Origin of the sequence: Thiopseudomonas alkaliphila, from assembly GCF_001267175.1 — a bacterium.
Lineage (GTDB): Bacteria > Pseudomonadota > Gammaproteobacteria > Pseudomonadales > Pseudomonadaceae > Oblitimonas > Oblitimonas alkaliphila.
This window is the reverse complement of record NZ_CP012358.1, coordinates 719477-736215: the sequence shown is the minus strand read 5'-3', so window position 1 is coordinate 736215 and position 16739 is coordinate 719477. Positions and strand designations below refer to the sequence as shown.

Annotated in this window: 13 protein-coding genes and 3 tRNA genes; 7 read left to right on the top strand and 9 right to left on the bottom strand. The window is 48.3% G+C overall.

Translation table 11 applies throughout. The features are described 5' to 3' along the window. Positions 1–15: 15 nt before the first annotated feature. The 3 genes from AKN87_RS03575 (at position 16) to AKN87_RS03565 (ending at position 3242) form a co-directional block, all read left to right on the top strand. The gene (locus tag AKN87_RS03575; protein WP_053102490.1) at positions 16–750 is read left to right on the top strand and encodes an MlaA family lipoprotein; all 735 of its coding nucleotides are present in this window, start codon (positions 16–18) and stop codon (positions 748–750) included. Positions 751–833: 83 nt separating this feature from the next. Then, positions 834–1685, top strand: coding sequence for a formyltetrahydrofolate deformylase (gene purU / locus AKN87_RS03570; protein WP_053102489.1), 852 nt, complete (start codon positions 834–836; stop codon positions 1683–1685). A gap of 60 nt (positions 1686–1745) precedes the next feature. Further along, positions 1746–3242 (top strand): helicase HerA-like domain-containing protein, encoded by a 1497-nt coding sequence (locus tag AKN87_RS03565; protein WP_053102488.1) that lies wholly within the window; start codon positions 1746–1748, stop codon positions 3240–3242. Positions 3243–3309: 67 nt separating this feature from the next. Here AKN87_RS03565 and AKN87_RS03560 read toward each other — a convergent pair whose 3' ends face one another. Further along, positions 3310–3834, bottom strand: a complete 525-nt coding sequence (locus tag AKN87_RS03560; protein WP_053102487.1) for a DUF934 domain-containing protein — start codon at positions 3832–3834, stop codon at positions 3310–3312. Continuing rightward, entirely contained in the window at positions 3818–5476 is a 1659-nt protein-coding gene (locus AKN87_RS03555; RefSeq protein WP_053102486.1) for a nitrite/sulfite reductase, read from the bottom strand. Before AKN87_RS03555 ends, AKN87_RS03560 begins: the two co-directional genes overlap by 17 nt. A gap of 273 nt (positions 5477–5749) precedes the next feature. On the opposite strand from AKN87_RS03555, the gene AKN87_RS03550 reads away from it, so the two are divergent. Then, positions 5750–10657, top strand: coding sequence for an alpha-2-macroglobulin family protein (locus AKN87_RS03550; RefSeq protein WP_053102485.1), 4908 nt, complete (start codon positions 5750–5752; stop codon positions 10655–10657). A gap of 71 nt (positions 10658–10728) precedes the next feature. Here the strand turns inward: AKN87_RS03550 and AKN87_RS03545 are convergent, their stop codons facing one another. Continuing rightward, positions 10729–11382, bottom strand: coding sequence for an MBL fold metallo-hydrolase (locus AKN87_RS03545; RefSeq protein WP_053102484.1), 654 nt, complete (start codon positions 11380–11382; stop codon positions 10729–10731). 79 nt (positions 11383–11461) lie between these two features. Then, on the bottom strand, positions 11462–12319 hold the full coding sequence (gene folD / locus AKN87_RS03540) for a bifunctional methylenetetrahydrofolate dehydrogenase/methenyltetrahydrofolate cyclohydrolase FolD (protein ID WP_053099647.1): 858 nt from the start codon (positions 12317–12319) through the stop codon (positions 11462–11464). A gap of 277 nt (positions 12320–12596) precedes the next feature. Between folD and AKN87_RS03535 the strand changes: the two genes are divergently transcribed. The 3 genes from AKN87_RS03535 to AKN87_RS03525 all read left to right on the top strand — a co-directional run bounded on the left by AKN87_RS03535 (position 12597) and on the right by AKN87_RS03525 (position 12917). Beyond that, positions 12597–12673: transfer RNA gene (locus tag AKN87_RS03535), tRNA-Arg, on the top strand. Positions 12674–12715: 42 nt separating this feature from the next. Further along, positions 12716–12791, top strand: a tRNA-His gene (locus AKN87_RS03530). 41 nt (positions 12792–12832) lie between these two features. Next, a tRNA-Leu gene (locus AKN87_RS03525) sits at positions 12833–12917 on the top strand. A gap of 268 nt (positions 12918–13185) precedes the next feature. On the opposite strand, the gene AKN87_RS03520 is transcribed toward AKN87_RS03525, so the two are convergent. From AKN87_RS03520 to AKN87_RS03495, 5 genes are all read right to left on the bottom strand, one after another. Further along, a complete protein-coding gene (locus tag AKN87_RS03520; protein WP_053102483.1) occupies positions 13186–14151 on the bottom strand; it encodes a LysR substrate-binding domain-containing protein in 966 nt (321 codons plus the stop codon). 85 nt (positions 14152–14236) lie between these two features. Then, complete coding sequence (locus AKN87_RS03515) at positions 14237–14548, bottom strand: DMT family transporter (RefSeq protein ID WP_053102482.1); 312 nt, start codon at positions 14546–14548, stop codon at positions 14237–14239. A 164-nt stretch (positions 14549–14712) separates the two neighbouring features. Next, positions 14713–14967 carry a hypothetical protein gene (locus AKN87_RS03510; RefSeq protein WP_053102481.1) on the bottom strand — a complete coding sequence of 85 codons (255 nt, stop codon included), beginning with the start codon at positions 14965–14967 and terminating at the stop codon, positions 14713–14715. Between the two features lie 680 nt (positions 14968–15647). Beyond that, positions 15648–15965: an AzlD family protein gene (locus AKN87_RS03500; RefSeq protein WP_053099641.1), complete on the bottom strand. Its 318-nt coding sequence runs from the start codon at positions 15963–15965 to the stop codon at positions 15648–15650. Continuing rightward, positions 15962–16672 (bottom strand): AzlC family ABC transporter permease, encoded by a 711-nt coding sequence (locus tag AKN87_RS03495; RefSeq protein ID WP_053102480.1) that lies wholly within the window; start codon positions 16670–16672, stop codon positions 15962–15964. Before AKN87_RS03495 ends, AKN87_RS03500 begins: the two co-directional genes overlap by 4 nt. Positions 16673–16739 lie beyond the last annotated feature (67 nt).

The window sequence follows — 16739 nt, the reverse complement described above, 5'->3', positions numbered from 1 at the left end:
TAATGGAGACGCACCATGCGTAATAGATTCGGCCGTGTAAGTTTGAGCTTGGCCGCTGCTGCTTTACTCAGCAGTACGCAAGTCTTAGCAGAAGAAGAGTGGGATGAGGACCAAGATCTACCTTGGGAGGCCGCAGAAAAAGCAGCTGATCCTTGGGAAAGCTTCAACCGCAAGGTATTTGTCTTTAATGACACCTTAGACCGTTGGGCGCTACGACCTTTGGCTGCTGGGTATCGTAAAATTACGCCGGATCCCGTAGAGGACGGTATCCACAATATGTTTCAGAATGTGGGTGAATTTCGTAATCTAGCTAACAACCTGGTGCAGGGTAAAATGCACGAGGCCGGTGTCGATACGGCGCGTTTTCTGTTTAACACCACCTTTGGCTTACTGGGTTTTTTTGATGTGGCAACCAAAATGGGGTTGCAGCGTAACCAAGAAGACTTCGGGCAAACCTTAGGTAAGTGGGGGGTCAGCAGTGGTCCTTATCTGGTGTTGCCATTTTTTGGCCCCAGCACAGTGCGCGATGCGCTTGGTAAATTGCCAGATAGTTATAACAGCCCTTATCGCTACATTAATGATGTTCCGGTACGCAATAGCAGCTTTGCATTAGATGTGGTAGATACCCGTGCCAAGTTGATTCCATTAGAGCGCTATATGACTGGCGATCGTTATCGCTTTATTCGTAACGCTTATTTGCAAAACCGCGAATATCGAGTGAATGACGGCGATGTAGTGGATGATTTTTAGTAATCATTGGCGCTGTTGCTGCTAAGCGTTTTGCAGTCATCAAGATTTATTTGAGTTAATTATAGTTTTTGGAGTAATAGTGCATGCGAACGTTTCGCTTGACGATTGCCTGTCCTGACCGTGTAGGTATTGTGGCCAAGGTGAGTAATTTTTTAGCCACCTATAATGGTTGGATTCATCAAGCCAGTCACCACTCAGATGAGCAAAGCGGCTGGTTTTTTATGCGCCATGAAATTCGCGCAGAGTCTTTGCCATTTGATTTAGATGGCTTTAAACAAGCCTTTGCACCGATTGCCAATGAATTTTCTATGCAGTGGAATGTGACTGATTCGGCAGTGAAAAAGCGTGTGGTATTGATGGCAAGCCGTGACTCCCATTGCTTAGCTGATCTGTTACACCGCTGGGCGCGTAATGAGCTGGACTGCGATATTCCTTGCGTGATTGCCAACCATGATGACTTACGTAGCATGGTGGAATGGCATGGTATCCCGTTTTTCCATGTTCCGGTGAATCCTAAAGATAAGCAGCCAGCATTTGATGAAGTGAGTCGGTTAATTGATGAGCATCAGGCAGATTGCGTGGTGCTGGCGCGCTATATGCAAATTCTCCCGCCAGACTTATGTGAAAAATATGCTGGCCAAGTGATTAATATTCACCATAGTTTCTTGCCCTCCTTTATTGGCGCTAAACCCTATCATCAGGCTGCAGTGCGCGGAGTGAAGTTAATTGGTGCAACCTGTCACTATGTCACCCAAGATTTAGACGCGGGCCCAATTATTGAGCAAGATGTGGCGCGAGTCAGTCACCGCGATACCATTGTTGATATGGTACGCCAAGGTAAAGATGTAGAAAAAATGGTGCTGGCGCGTGGTTTACGCTATCACTTGGAAGATCGAGTTATTATTCACGATAATAAAACAGTGGTATTTGATTAATACAGTACCTTAGAAGCCGCGTTGATCGCGGCTTTTTACTGCAAGCAGGAGCACCTATTTATGCCGACTGAAGACATCCTATTATTAGGCGCAGATCAGCACAATCAGCCGCTGGGTCATTTATTACGTTTAGCTAATCGGCATGGCATTATTGCTGGGGCGACTGGAACCGGTAAAACCGTTACTTTGCAACGCTTAGCCGAGGCTTTTAGTGAGGCAGGGGTGGCTGTATTTGCGGCTGATGTAAAAGGTGACCTCTGCGGTATTGCGGCGCAAGGTGAGCCTAAAGGTAAAATTGCCGAGCGCATTGCTTCTATGCCTTGGCTAGAGCACACGCCTAAAGCCTATCCTGTGAGTCTGTGGGATATCTACGGTGAAAGCGGTCACCCAATGCGCACTACGCTCAGTGATATGGGGCCGTTATTATTGGGTAACTTATTAGAGTTAACCGATAGCCAGCAAGCCGTGCTATACACCGTGTTTAAGATTGCTGATCGTGATGGTTTATTGCTGCTGGATGTGAAAGACCTTAAAGCGCTAATGAACTATTTGCTCGATACGCCAGAAGCGTTAGGTGAAGATAAAGCGCTATTTACGCGTCAGTCTGCCAATGCGTTACTGCGTAAGGTAGCGATTTTAGAGCAACAGGGGATCGAACACTTTTTTGGTGAGCCAGGCCTTGAGTTAGAAGACTTACTACGGCCCGATCCAGATGGGCGAGGACGTATCCATTTATTAGATGCCGCACGCTTAATTCATGACGCGCCTAAGGTGTACGCCACTTTTTTACTTTGGTTACTGGCTGAATTGTTTGAGCAGCTACCTGAGCGAGGTGATGCAGACAAACCGCTATTAGCGCTATTTTTTGATGAGGCGCATTTGCTGTTTAAGGGCACCCCAAAAGCCTTGCGTGATCGGTTAGAGCAAGTGGTGCGCTTAATTCGCTCGAAGGGCGTAGGCGTGTATTTTGTTACTCAGTCGCCAGCAGATTTGCCTGATGAAATTTTAGCTCAGCTGGGTATGCGTGTGCAGCATGGATTACGGGCTTTTACCGCTAAGGAGCAAAAGGCATTGCGGGCAGTGGCCGATGGTTTTCGCCCCAACCCTGAAATTGATAGCTTAACGATGCTAACTGAGCTGGGGATTGGTGAGGCCTTGTTTGGTAGTTTAGAGCCGAAAGGGATGCCAACTAGGGTGCAGTCGTTAGCCGTGGCACCGCCGCAATCACGGGTTGGACCGCTAACCGAGCAGGAGCGCAGTGAGGTGATGCGCCGTTCGCCTTTATCTGGACGCTATGATAAGCCTTTTGATCGTGAGTCGGCCTACGAGATTTTAAGTGCCCGAGCTGAACAAGCCGCTGCTGATCAAGCCGCGCAACCACCGGTTAATTCCAAGGCAACGAAGTCTGGCAGCCTGGCTGAAGTGGCGGGCGGTGCGGTGACTGACTTTGCCGGTAAGGTGATGCAAACCACTATTCGTCAAGCGGTTAACCGCATCAGTAATCAAATTGTGCGAGGTATTTTAGGTTCTTTAACCGGCGGCAAGAAACGTCGTTAACACGTAAAGAGCAGATAACTTAAGCGCAGCAAAAGGCCCCATAAGCCGAGCAAATGGGGCCTTTATTTTAGAGCGCTAGACGTCGCCGATACAGCGGCAAGTGCTCATCACAAGCCGCTTGATAGCTGGGCTGATGAGCGTTTAGCTGGGTTAAAGCAAGCGTTTGATCCGCGGCTTGAACCGTAAAGCTATTAAAGCCGCAGCGCTGTAAATAAAACAGCTGATCGACAGCGACATCGCCAATGGCGCGAATTTCACCATTAAACTGATAACGCTCACGGAGCAAGCGCGCATTGGTAAAGTGCCGACCATCGGTAAAGCTGGCAAAGTTCAAAGCAATTAGTGGCTGTCGCAGCAGTGCAGGCTTTAACTCTTCAATTAGCTGTTCAATGAGCTCATGACTTTCTAGGTACAATCCAAGGTTAGCATTACCTGCAAGGGCTTGGTGAACGACAGACCACAGCGCACTGGGCACCAGTAGGTTTTTCCCTGCCAACTGAGCGAGGTATTCGGCAGTCAGTTCAGTTTCAGCGCTGAGTAGTAACCAGTCGTTCGCTATTACCTGATGCTGCGGGTTAATCAGCACTTGCATAGACACGCTCCTTAAATGGGCTAAGGCCAATCCGTTGGTAGGTATCAATAAACAGCTCTTCTTCGGTGCGCTGCTCAAGGTAGACGTCAATCAGTTTGTTAATTACGTCGGGCATATCTTCTTGGGCAAAGGAAGGGCCGAGGATTTTGCCTAGTTTGGCATGTCGTCCACTTTCGCCACCAATAGAGACTTGATAAAACTCAGCGCCTTTTTTATCTACGCCTAAAATACCAATATTGCCTACGTGGTGGTGGCCACAGGCATTCATGCAGCCAGAAATATTGAGATCAAGATCACCAATATCAAATAGATAATCAAGATCAGCAAAACGCTGTTGAATTGCCTCGGCAATTGGAATTGATTTGGCATTGGCTAGGGCGCAGAAGTCACCACCTGGGCAGCAAATAATATCGGTCAACAAACCAATATTAGGCGTAGCAAAACCTAGACTTTTTAATGCTTGCCACAATGCAAACAGCTGGCGCTGCTCGACGTCAGCCAGCACCATATTTTGTTCATGGGTATTGCGTACCTCAGAAAAACTATAGCGATCAGCTAACTCAGCAACCGCATCCAGCTGATCAGCAGTAATATCGCCAGGTGCAATACCGGTTTTTTTCAGCGATAAGGTTACAGCCACGTAACCTGGCTTTTTGTGTGCAGTCACATTACGTGAGTACCACCGCTGAAAACCTGGGTGCTCAGTAAATTGCTGCGCCAGTAGCTCAGCTTCGTCATTAAGGGGCAGATAGGCCGGATCAACAAAATGTGCCGAAACCCGCGCTACTTCTTGTTCATTGAGGGTAATGGGCCCATCTTTTAAGTGCTGCCATTCTGCGGCCACTTTTTCGGCAAATCCTTCAGGGGTTAAGGCTTTAACTAAAATTTTGATACGTGCTTTATATTTATTATCACGGCGACCAAAGCGGTTATAGACCCGCAATACTGCTTCTAAGTAGCTTAAGAGATGCGGCCAGGGTAAAAACTCATTAATTACACTACCAATAATTGGCGTTCGACCAAGTCCACCCCCTACTAAAATTTTAAAGCCGAGTTCACCTTGGGCATTTTTAAGGGCTTCAATGCCAATATCATGTACTTCAATGGCAGCCCGGTCTTGGGCGCAGCCATTAACGGCAATTTTGAATTTACGTGGTAAGCGTAAAAACTCAGGATGGAAGGTGGACCATTGACGAATAATCTCGCACCACGGCCGTGGATCCACCACTTCATCGCGGGCTACTCCTGCAAACTGATCGGTAGTGGTGTTGCGAATACAGTTGCCACTGGTCTGAATAGCGTGCATTTGCACACTGGCCAGTTGCGCTAAAATATCGGGCACATCTTTAATTTCTGGCCAGTTGAGCTGCACGTTGGTGCGGGTAGTGATATGGGCATAGCCTTTATCGTAACGGCGACTAATTGTGGCCAACATGCGTAGCTGAGCGCTAGACATTAAGCCGTAGGGCACAGCAATTCGTAGCATCGGGGCGTAACGCTGCACATACAGCCCATTTTGTAAGCGTAGCGGCAGGTATTCTTCCTCGCTTAAGGTACCGGCAAGATAACGCTCGGTTTGCTCACGAAATTGCGCCACCCGTTGCTCAACCAGTTGTTGATCATACTGATCATATTTATACATAGTGCTTGTATTCTCACAGGCTAAAGAGTGTGTTGCTTAGCATATCCATTGAAGCGAATCATGGTGCTTTGACTAATTAGGTACAGCAGGCTAGCAGTGGCTGTTAAGAGTCTGAAGTAATAAATTAAGCTATAACTAGATGCTTTGGTTATACAGGAGGGTAAGTGGCAGGAGCGCACAGTTGAGAAAACGAGGGCGCGATCTGGCTGATATTCCGCTATGATGAATGCCTTCTACCCCAGTTTTGGGGCTACTCTTTTTGGCGGGCGGTTTATGAAATACTTAGCAATCCTCACCTTTATTGCTTCATTATTAGTGCTCCAAGGCTGCGATTCTGAGCAGGCAACGCCTCCCGCTACAACTAAATCTAACGACTTACTGGAACCACGGCAGCCGCTGACCGCTGAAGCCCGTGCCCATTTAATAGCGGAGTACCAACAGCAGCCATTGACCGTACAAAATGTAGAAGAAACCCAGTTTCAGGGGAGTAATGCGCTGCAAGTAAGTTTTAGCGCGCCCTTGGCAGACACTGTGGATCTGGCTCAGTACTTAGTGTTAGCCGACAGTGAACAAGGGCGTTTAGAAAGTAGCTGGGTATTAGCCGAGTCGCTTACCGAAGCTTACTTTCTTGATTTGCCACCAGCGACTAAATTACAGCTACAAATCAAAGCAGGGTTACCCGGTTTAGGAGGGCAAATTTTAAATAAAGAGTATCAACAGCAATTAACCAGTAATGATTTACAGGCGGTCGTTGGGTTTGCCAGTAAAGGCAGTTTACTGCCGGAAGCTATGGCAGAAGGTTTACCCATTATCAGTCTGAATGTGGATCAGGTTGAAGTGGATTTTTTTCGGGTCAAAGCCGATAAGTTATTGCCGTTTATTAGTCAGTGGTCGGACAATAATCGCCTTGAGCTATGGCAAGCAGAATCCTTATTAAAAATGGCCGAGTTAGTGTATAGCGGCCGTTTTGCCTTAGAAACAACGACCAATACACGTGAGCAAAGCTTACTGCCGTTAGCGGGCATCAAACCGTTGTCTGAAGCTGGCTTGTATTTTGCAGTGCTGCGCCCAGCCGGTGATTACAGCTACAGTCTGCCAGCCACAGTGTTCTCGATAAGCAACATAGGCTTATCGGTGCATCAGTCGGCGCAGTATTTAGATATCTTTAGTCAAAACCTAACCCAAGGTGCTGGGATGTCTAAAGTTGAGGTGCGGGTACTGGATCAGGCCGGTAAAACCCTTGAGCAAGGACTGACCGATAGCCAAGGTATTTTACGATTAAATGCTGCGCCCAAAGCAGCGGCGGTCATCGCTACCTATCAACAACAAACCAGTATCGTGCGTTTAGATCGTGCTGCTTTAGATTTATCAGCCTTTGATCTTAGTGGGGCTGAAGCGGGCGCTATGCAGCTGTATTTATTTGCTGCACGCGATCTATATCGCCCTGGTGAGCAGGTCACGGTGAATTTATTATTGCGTGATAGTGATGGTCAATTGCTCGGTGAACAGCCAATTAAGCTACGGGTTAAGCGCCCCGATGGCTTAGTCACCGCCGATAAAACTTACATCGTTAGCAAGGGTTTTTTACAGGAAACTATTGCCTTAAGTCAGGGGACACCTGTCGGCCGCTGGGCTTTAGAGGCCGAATTAGGTAATGGCCAAGTAAGCCACTATGAGTTTAGTGTAGAGGATTTTTTACCCGAGCGGATGGCTTTGGATTTAACGCCTGATCGACCAGTACTGACTGGGGAGACGGACTTAGTGATCACAGTTAAAGGGCGCTATTTATATGGTGCTCCTGCGGATGGTAATAGTGTCGAGGCGCAGGCTCGCGTGGTGCCATTAAGACAGCCATTTGCCGAGCTTAAAGGCTTTGAGTTTGGCCTAGTTGATGCTAAGCCCAGTGATAATTTTACCCTAAATAGTGTGCGCTTAGATGCACAAGGCCAAGGCCGGTTGAGCCTAAATGCCCAGTGGCAAAACTTAGACTCTCCAGCACAATTACAAACGCAAGTCAGTCTTTTAGAAAGCTCGGGGCGTGCTCTTACGCGGACTTTACAGCAGCCCATTTTTCCAACCGAGCAGTTGATTGGTATTCATAGCTTGCAAGGCAACGAGTTAGAAGAAAACGCTGAAGCCGAGTTTGAACTGCTGCTCACTGATCGTGAAGGACAGGCGCTCAATAGCGGCGAGTTAACTGTAAAGCTATATCAGGAGCGCCGCGATTATTATTGGAGTTACTCAGAAAGCCAGGGCTGGAGTAGTAAATATCACGCCCAAGATATTTTGCAGGAGCGCCAGCAAATCAAGCTAACTGATGCTCAGCCAGTGGCGATTAAGCTGCCGGTCAAGTGGGGCAGTTATCGTTTAGAGGTGGCCCTTGAGGGCAGCTCAGTGAGCAGCAGTCAGCGGTTTTGGGCCGGCTATCGTTGGCAGGGAGACAGTCAGGGCTTAAAGCCCGATCAGGTGGCGCTCAGCTTAGATCAACCAGCCTATCAAGTAGGCGATGTGGCTAAGATTAGCGTACAGTCGCCCCATGCAGGCCAAGGCTATTTATTGTTGGAATCGCAGCAAGGTGTGCTCTGGCAACAACCGATTAGCTTAACCACTGAGACTCGGGTAATTGAGTTACCGATTGCAGAGCAGTGGAAGCAGCATGATTTATATATCAGCGCCTTAGTGGTGCGACCAGGCGCAAAAAAAGCTGATGCAACGCCAAAACGAGCGATCGGCTTAATGCATTTACCTTTAGCCCGTGCTGATCGGCAGCTACAGGTGCAGCTCGCTCATGCAGAACAGGTGCGTCCATTACAAAACCTGACCACTAAGGTGCAGGTGCTACAGGCTGATGGTCAGCCAGCACGGCAGGCCAAGGTATTGTTAAGCGCGGTAGATAGTGGCGTGTTATCTATTACTGACTTTAATACTCCGGATCCATTTGCTGGATTTTATGGGCGGAAAAAATACGCCATTGACCAGTACGATGTATACCATCAGTTGATTGATGCCAGCCAAGGTAAGTTAGCTAAATTAAAGTTTGGCGGTGATGCGGCAGAGGATCAGGCAGGTGCAATGCGGGCCTTAGCCAAACCGGTGATTGTCTCGCTACAAAGTGAGGTGGTGCAATTAGATGAGCAAGGGCAAGCGACTATTACCTTAGCCATGCCAGACTTTAATGGTGAGCTGCGTTTAATGGCGCAAGCTTGGCAAGAAGATCAGTTTGGTGCAACTGACAGCTTAACTAAAGTGGTCGCTCCCGTAGTAGCAGAGTTAGCGATGCCGCGTTTTATCGGCAGTGGTGATCAGGTGCAAGCGATGTTGGAGCTAACTAACTTAAGTGCTGAGACACAGCAAGTGCAGCTGCAGTTAAGCGCTACTGGGCTGCTGCAACTAACGGCTGTAGAGGTTCAGCAACTGACCTTAAAGCCTCAGCAACGGCAGGTAATACCTGTTGCGCTAACAGGGCATTATGGCTTTGGCGAGGGGGCAGTAAACTTAACCCTGTCTGGTATTGAGTTGGCCGATGAAGATTACTCGCAGTTAACTAAACACTGGCCGATAACTGTGCGCCCGAATAGTAAGGAACAAAAACGAATCTATGGGCAGCTGTTACAGCCAGATGAAACCTGGACCCTGGCAGAAAATGCTCATCAAGGGTTATTGCTACAGGGTGCAACGCTAGGCTTAAGCGCTGCATTAGAGCCGCCGCTACAAATTAATCAGCAGATTAAGCAACTGGCTGAGTATCCCTATGATTGCGCTGAGCAAACCGTGAGCCGGGCATTGCCCTTATTGTATCTATCGCGGGCTGATCTTGAGCAAGCATTAACTGTGACTCAAGCGGATGCTTATCAAGCCCAGTTGCAGTATGGGGTTGAGCGTTTATTGTCGTTACAAGACTATAATGGCGGCTTTTCGATGTGGAGCCGCAGTGGCGCTGAACAGCCGTGGTTAACTGTCTACGCCACCGAGTTTTTGCAGTTGGCGAAAAACAAAGGGGCTTTAGTGCCTAGCGCTGCCTTAACTAAAGCTGAGCAGCGTTTAGCTAGGTATATTCAAGAAAGTTATTTAATCGATAGTGAGGCGACCGAAAACTTAAGTCACTATCGCTTTGCGGTGCAGGCCTATGCCGGTTATGTGTTAGCGCAACAGGGCAAGGTTAATTTAGGTCAGCTACGAGAGTTATTTGAGCGTCGAACTGAGGCGGTTGCGCCAGTACCTTTGCTGCAGTTGTCGCGGGCGCTTAGCTTGATGGGTGATCAGGATCGAGCGCTTGAAGCATTATCGTTGGGTCTGCAGTTGCAGCGTCCGGCGCGGCAATGGCTTGGTGATTACGGTACTGAGCTAAGTGATTTAGCCACTATGCTGCCATTATTGGTGGAGGCCAAGGCTTCTTCTGCAGCGATTGGGCAGCGCCTGCAACAGCTTTCAGCGCAGCTCATGCGTCAGTCATGGCTCTCAACCCAAGAGCGCGCTGCCATTATTAAAGCAGCGGCCAGTTTAAACCTATTGCCATCCGCTCGGGATCAGGCCGCAGGTTTTGAGTTAAGCGTTACCCAAGCGGGGCAGAGCCACAGCTTGCCTGCCCAGCGTAGTCTGGAACAGGTTTTTGCCTATACGGAGGGCTTTAGTGTCACCAATAGGAGTGAGCAAGCAGTTTATTTACAGCTAGCGCTGTCTGGTTACCCAAAAAGTGTTGAGCAAGCCATTCAGAGTCAAAGCTTGAGCATTGAGCGCCAATATTTTGATCAGGCGGGCCAGCCTTTGGATTTAACTCAGGTGGAAAGTGGGCAGTTGCTGGTAGTGCACTTAGCGGTGCGCAGTAGCCAGTCGATTCCTGATCTGTTGGTGGAAGACTTGCTGCCCGCTGGGCTGGAGATTGAAAACCAAAACCTTGATCGAGTAAGTGCGTCGCTTGATTCGGTAACAGGCGAGTTAAAAACGTGGCTAAATGCCATGGAGTCTAGTTATCTTGAGTATCAAGCCGCTTTAGATGATCGCTATGTGGCATCTTTTAATTTGTCGGCGGATAGCACTCAGCATCTACTGTATTTAGCTCGAGCTGTCTCCCCCGGGGCTTATCGCTTGGCGGCGCCGCGGGCGGAGTCTATGTATCGGCCAGAACTACAAGCACAAGGAGCTACGCCAAAGTGGCTAACAATCGTGCCACGGCGTCCTTAAGTCCTTAGGTAAAAGTCCGTAGGAAAAAACAGTGACCCCTTACGGCGCAATAGGCCGTCAGGGGTACTAAGCTAGGCTTTTACCCAAGGATTTTGCCGCATTTCATAGCCAATGGTGGTGTCAGGTCCATGACCAGCAACCACTACGGCTTCTTCGTCTAGGGTGTATAAGCGCTGGCGAATGGAACGCTGAATAGCCTTAGCATCACCACCCCATAAATCGGTACGGCCAATCCCGCCTTTAAATAAAGTGTCACCGGCAATCAAGAGCTTGTCTTGCGCAAACCAAAAGCTCATAGAGCCTGGCGTATGACCAGGGGTGTGTAACGCAACACAACCGCAGCTGAGCTCTTCATCGTCACTGATCCATAAATCCGGTGCGGGCACGGGCTGGTAGGGAACCCCAAATAGATTGCACTGCATCTCTAGGTTATCCCATAAAAACTTATCGTCTTTATGCAGGTGTAAAGTGGCGCCGGTTTTTTCTTTGAGTAAGCCAGAAGCTAGAAAATGGTCTAGGTGAGCGTGGGTGTGAATAATGCTGACTAGGGTTAAGTTAAGCGCTTGAAGGCGCTGTAAAATAAATTCGTGATCACCGCCTGGATCAACCACCAAGGCTTTTTTACTGATGGGATCACCAATAATCGTGCAGTTACACTGTAAAGGCCCAACGGGAAAAGTTTCACGAATCAGGGGTGGGGAAGGTGTTACCGTAGGGGTAGGCATAAAAGCTCCTTGGTCGATAGCGCTGAGTGACTTTCAATAACATTGCCGTCACTCAGCTTGGTATCAGCCATATAGCTGCTTAGCGTTGCTCTAAGTGCTCACAGGCTTCGAGCGTGTTTTCTAAGAGACAGGCGCGAGTCATGGGGCCAACGCCGCCGGGTACAGGAGTAATCCAGCTGGCTTTTTGGGCGGCCACCTCAAACTCGACATCACCGATCAAGCGGCCATCTGCAGTGCGGTTAATGCCCACATCAATCACGATGGCGCCGTCTTTAATCCACTCGCCTTTAACTAGGCCAGGCTTACCCACGGCCACCACCACTAAATCTGCACGGCGTACATGCTCTTCTAAGTTATTGGTGAAACGGTGAGTGATAGTGGTAGTACAGCCCGCAAGTAACAGTTCTAGGGCCATCGGACGACCGACAATATTGGAGGCGCCAACGATGACTGCGTTAAGTCCATGCAAATCAATTTGAGTGTGCTCCAGTAAGGTAATAATACCTTTAGGGGTGCACGGGCGTAGTAATGGCATGCGCTGGGCTAGGCGGCCAATATTAAACGGGTGAAAGCCATCCACGTCTTTTTCAGGACGAATGCGCTCTAGTAGCACTGAAGAGTCTAGGTGGGCCGGTAATGGCAGTTGCACCAAAATACCATCGACCTCAGAATCATTATTGAGCTGTTCAATCAGATTGAGTAATTCTTCTTGGCTGGTGCTTTCTGGTAAGTCATAGGCCTTAGAAACAAAGCCGACTTGCTCGCAGTCTTTACGCTTATGGGCAACATAAACTTCAGAGGCCGGATCGCTACCGACTAAGATAACAGCTAAGCCTGGCGCACGGAGGCCTTGTTCTAGGCGTTGAGCCACTTGTTCAGAGATGGTTTGACGAATGCTTGCGGCAATCTGTTTGCCGTCTAAAATGTGTGCAGTCATAGGGGAAGTAATAGCCATTACAGTGAAAAATGAGGCTATTCTCGCATGGACGCTACTGATAGCAAAGTCATGGGGCTAAACATTTATCCCTTGTGCATTAAATAAGCAAAAAAGCCCGCTAACAGATTATTTTTAAAATAATTTTAAAAAAACAGTTGACGGATATTAAAAGCGTGCTAATATACGCCCCGCTTACCCAGACAGCCTGGAGCTGGAAACAGCGCGGTACAGTAAAGATGCTAAGCATTCTGTACTGAAAGCCATACGATTAAGTAAGGCGCCCGTAGCTCAGCTGGATAGAGCACCCGCCTTCTAAGCGGGTGGTCGCAGGTTCGAGCCCTGCCGGGCGTGCCAACTTAAGTTAGGCATCTAGGTAAGTAGCGGTAAAGTAATATGGTGGGCGTAGCTCAGTTGGTAGAGCTCAGGATTGTGATTCCTGCTGTCGTGGGTTCGATTCCCATCGTCCACCCCATATTTTTGTTATCTGCGCCAAGCGGGTAACCTGCAAGTTTTGCGGACGTGGTGAAATTGGTAGACACACCAGATTTAGGTTCTGGCGCCGCGAGGTGTGAGAGTTCGAGTCTCTCCGTCCGCACCATTTAAAGGTCTATAGCAGACCTAGCAAGTATTAAAGCCCCTGCAAAGGGGCTTTTTTATTGGCTTTCAGGTATCTAGTAGTATCATTCAGTCCTTACCCAGCCACGTTTTATATGTACATAAAAGTGTATACATGAACGCATGCTTTAGGATTGTGTACATGGCGCTTACCGATACCGCAGTTAGGCAGGCTAAGCCTAAACAAAAATCTTACTTTTTAGCTGACCAAACTGCCTTAAATAGTTAGCTGATTTACCTAGCCAGTGCAATTACCCTTGCACCAAACGTAAGCGTTGGGCTGTTTGTTGGGTGCTGGCGTGAGAGGGTGTGGTTAACCAGTCTTCTTCGGCGAAGGCATCGGCTAAAAAATCAATAAAAGCCCGAACTGCAGGTAGCATGCCGCGACGCGAGGTGAAAGCAGCTTGAATAACTCCATCAGTTAATTGCCATTGAGGCAAAATTTCGATTAGTTGCCCAGCTGCGATTGCCTCATGGGCAATCAGCATAGGGAGTTGTACTAGGCCAACCCCAGAAATAGCCGCGTTGCGTAAGGCAACTAAATCATCAGTAACGAAGCGTGGTGTGTGGTTGATTACATATTTTTCTGTGTTGGCTTGCTGTAGATCCCAGCAATGTTGCTTGCCTGGTCTTTCCCAGTCCAGTGAAGGCAGATTCACAAGCGCTTGAGGGGTATTTGGGCGGCCATGTTGCTTAATGAATTCAGGCGATGCGAGTAGGCGTTGTGGGCTGCGTGATAAATGGCGAATGACCAAATCGCTATCGGCAAAGGGCGGAAAGCGTACCCGAATCGCTAGGTCATAGCCCTCTTTAATTAGGTCAGTGCGGCGGCCACTAGGAGTAAGCTCAATATTGACGTCGGGATAGAGCGTCATAAACTCAGTAACTTTGCTGGCGATTAGGAAATCAATTAATGGCTGCGGGCAAGATAAGCGAATGCTGCCTTTGGGGCGAGCAAGGGAGCGTTCGACTAACGATTGAGCAGCTTCGGCATGCTCAAGAATGGCTTTGCAGTGCAGGTAATAGGCTTCACCAAGCTGAGTGGCTTTAATGCTACGGGTGTTACGCTGAATTAGGCGTGCGCCTAGTTGCTCTTCTAGAGCGGTAAGGCGGCGACTCAAACGCGACTTGGGGATACCAATGGCGCGGCTTGCAGCAGAGAATCCATTATGCTCAATGACTTTTGCAAAGTAATACAGGTCATTTAGATCGTGCATTTTGCTTCCTATAACATGCTAGCCAATCAATAGAGTGGCTAGCATGGACAATGAAGGATAGAAGTAAAGGTGATCAGTCATCAGGCTAAGAGAGCTTTAAGCCCACCACGCCAGAAATAATTAGCGCAATACTCAGTAAGCGCCAAATAGTGCTGCTTTCATTAAGAAACAGAATGCCTACGATGACAGTGCCGACAGCGCCAATACCCACCCAGACGCCATAAGCAGTACCCATGGGGAGTGTTTTCATGGCTAAGCTAAGTAGCCAGAAACTAATACCCATAGTTACTAAGGTGAAGATGGAGGGCCAAAGTAGGGTGAAACCTTGGGTGTGCTTTAAGCCAAATACCCAAATAATTTCAAAAAGACCAGCAAAAGTTAAGAGAACCCATGCCATAGGATACGCTCCAGACGAATTAGGGCCGTCCCTAACTGAGAAAGAGCGGTGAGGTCGTCCTCACTTCTAGAAGAGGGTGCTAGTAAAGCACAGTTTTTAATTAAGTGCATCTTTAAGCCTAATACGGCATTTCAGCCGTAAGCGAGTGCAAAGCCATCTTGCCTTTAAAAGGTATAGGTGTACTCGGCGTTTGGGTCGTAGGGGGCTTCCGGAAAATCAGCAGGTTTGGCCGTATGTGGTAGTGCGCCACTATCGCCTAAGGTTTGTGCCTGAGGCGCTTTAACTGTATTTGTAAAGTGGATCGGCTCTGTTGGGGTGGCAGTATTTGATTGAGGGCGATGGCGGGCATTGAGCCAGCTTTCTCCTGCGCAGGCGGCAAGTACTATCAGCGGTAGGACGAGTACAATTTTATTTATCATTATGTGGTTCCTCCATGAGGCAGAGCTATTTAGCATCGGGTTTGATGGCTAGGCGCTAAGAGGTTTACTTTTGGGTAAAAGAGTAAACTTTTTGCACTGTATCGACTCTGGCAGAAAAATAAAACAAATGTTTTTATCCATAGCGTAAATTGTTCTTATGTTGCGCTTATTTAGTTATAAAGAGGCACTAGGTAAGTACTGAATGGTCTTACCTAGTGCTGCTGTACCGCTTACACTTGACTGGATTTTTGCTTGGATGCGACGGGATTACCATTATAAAAGCTGGCATTTATACAGCGCTGAATTAATGGTTGAGTCTGAATAGCACCATGCTTTTGTTCAAACTCGGCTTGAAGTTGGGCTAGAAGTTGACGGTTAGATTCGTTGTTAGCGATAGCTGTCTTCAGTAGTGTCATCGGCGTGTACCATACAAGAAGGTCTAGGGGTTACTGCCGTCTTACCGAGGTAGTTAAGGCAGTGCCAGATACAACCAAGGGGGTAAAGCCTGCTCCAAATAGTTTGAAATAGACGCTTATTAGAGGCTTTTCTGGGAAAATGTTCTCTTATTAAGCGTTTTTTATGCAAACTAGCTCAGCAGCTTATGCTGAGGTGGATGTGAGCAACTATTAGTTTCCTTAATTCAGATGACAAACTGATGACAGTGTAGGTTATGGCGTTAGCTAAATAAGATACAGCTGTCTAATCAGTGCGGTGGTGAGAACGCCTAGACTAATCGCGACTAAGGGCTTTTTAATTAACAGCATACTGACGGCAGTGATCGCTAAAGCCGCTTGACTGGCAAGATCACCAGTAATGGCCATGGGGGCAAGCAGTGCAATCAGTACCGAGCCGGACATCGCTTCAATAAACCGACGCACACCTAAACGAATAGGAATAAAGGCCATCACATAAACCCCACCCCAGCGAGTGATTAAGGTCACGATGGCCATCAGGACAATAAGATAAAAGGTTCCCCACTCAGTGGTCGCAATACTCATGGGCGAGCCTCTGCAAGTAACACCCCAGCTGCACCGCCAGCGAGAGCGCCGACTACGACATGGGTGTTTTCTGGCAGAAAATAATAGGCACCCAATGAGGTGCAGCCTGCCACTAGCCAAATAATTAGCATACGTAGGTTCTTTTCACCGCCAATGACCATGCTTAGTAAAAAACAGCCCATCACCATATCCAAGCCTAATACCTTGGGGTCGGTGATGACGTTGCCAAAATAAATTCCCAGCCAAGTGCCTAGGCTCCAAAAGAGCCAGAGCGCGATACCACCGCCTAGTAATAGGCCAAAACCTGTTCGTCCCTGATTAAAGGCTTGTAAGGCAAAGGCCCAGTTAGCATCTGAAACCAGCAGCATAGAGCCGTAACGTTGGCGCGGGGGCAGGTTTTTAAGCCAAGGGTATAGGGTGGCGCCCATCAACAAGTGCCGTGCATTAATGGCAAAGACAGTGACAAGCACAGGGATTATCGAGACCTGTGCGCCCCATAGTTCAAGTGCGGCAAATTGCGAAGCGCCCGCAAAGACGAAAGCACTCATCAGCAAAATATTGTTATTACTTAGCCCCATTTGAGTAGCAGCTAAACCAAAGGCTGTGCCAAATGCAGCGACAAATAGCGAAATAGGCAGTAATTGCTGAAAGCCTAACCAGGTTGAGCGGGCAGTTAGCGTGTGTTGGGGTGACTCAGGTGACAACATGGTAAACCTAGCTTTTTTTATTGTAATTAAGGGTAGGAGCGGATTATGCAGCAAAACCCTACTAGAG